The sequence below is a fragment of the Enterobacter soli genome (genome assembly GCF_964208575.1).
Classification (GTDB): domain Bacteria; phylum Pseudomonadota; class Gammaproteobacteria; order Enterobacterales; family Enterobacteriaceae; genus Enterobacter; species Enterobacter soli_A.
Genome location: NZ_CAXOFU010000046.1, coordinates 1 through 794, shown reverse-complemented (window position 1 = coordinate 794; position 794 = coordinate 1). Strand labels below are relative to the sequence as shown.

Below are 794 nucleotides of genomic sequence, written 5' to 3'. Positions count from 1 at the left end.
GACGCGACGACGTACGGCGAGGCGTACCACTACGCGGACAACTACCTGACGCAGGGCGGCGTCCACGAGCGCCACCCGGCGCCGGAGACGGGGGCGTTTTACGCCCGCCTTCGTCATGAGCGCTACCTGAACGGCCAGACGCGGGCAAGCGCGGTGACCGGCAGCGCGGCAGTTGCGCCGGGCCAGGTGCTGAAGGTGACCGGGGGCGTTGAGGTGGCGGAGGTGTTCAGCCGGGGGATAGTCATCACGGCGATGCACAGCCGGGCGCGACGCGACCGGGACTTCAGCGTGAGCCTGGAGGGTATCCCGGACAGCGCGGAGGTGGGGTTCCGCCCGGAGCCGGGTTCACGTCCGGTGATGGCGGGGACGCTGCCGGCGCGGGTGACCAGCACCACGGAGAACGACACCTACGGGCATATTGATAAAGACGGCCGCTACCGGGTGAACATGCTGTTTGACCGTGACGGCTGGGAGACCGGGTTCGAGAGCCTGTGGGTGCGCCAGGCGCGGCCTTACGCCGGGGACACGTACGGGCTGCACCTGCCGCTGCTGGCGGGGACGGAAGTGGCGATAGGGTTTGAGGACGGCAACCCGGACCGGCCGTACATCGCGGGGGTGTTGCACGACTCGGCGCACGGTGACCACGTGACCATCCGCAACTATAAGCGCAACGTGCTGCGCACGCCGTCGAACAACAAAATCCGGCTTGAGGACGAGCGGGGCCGGGAGCATATCAAGGTCTCGACGGAGTACGGCGGGAAGAGCCAGCTTAACCTGGGCCATCTGGTGGATGC

The 794-nt window shown here is 67.9% G+C and carries 1 protein-coding gene; it reads left to right on the top strand.

What is annotated here, in order from left to right; translation table 11 throughout:
- Positions 1-794, top strand: a 794-nt coding sequence (gene vgrG / locus AB6V08_RS23145; protein ID WP_368545102.1) for a type VI secretion system tip protein VgrG, incomplete at both ends; no start/stop codon positions are given.